This window comes from Lentilactobacillus parakefiri (genome assembly GCF_002157585.1).
GTDB classification, from domain to species: Bacteria; Bacillota; Bacilli; order Lactobacillales; family Lactobacillaceae; genus Lentilactobacillus; species Lentilactobacillus parakefiri.
Genome location: NZ_BDGB01000133.1, coordinates 1 through 315, shown reverse-complemented (window position 1 = coordinate 315; position 315 = coordinate 1). Strand labels below are relative to the sequence as shown.

The following is a 315-nucleotide window of genomic DNA, read 5'->3' as shown; positions in this document are numbered from 1 at the left end:
GACGAGCCTTCCCCAGGAAACCTTAGTCATTCGGTGGATCAGATTCTCACTGATCTTTCGCTACTCATACCGGCATTCTCACTTCTAAGCGCTCCACCAGTCCTTCCGGTCTGGCTTCATTGCCCTTAGAACGCTCTCCTATCACTTGACCGAAGGTCAAGTCCACAGTCTCGGTAATATGCTTAGCCCCGGTAAATTTTCGGCGCGGAATCACTCGACTAGTGAGCTATTACGCACTCTTTAAATGATGGCTGCTTCTGAGCCAACATCCTAGTTGTCTATGCAACTCCACATCCTTTTCCACTTAGCATATAT

General features: G+C 48.3%; 1 rRNA gene. It reads right to left on the bottom strand.

From position 1 onward, the window contains the following. A 23S ribosomal RNA gene (locus LPKJCM_RS11710) occupies nt 1-315 on the bottom strand; the annotation flags it as partial.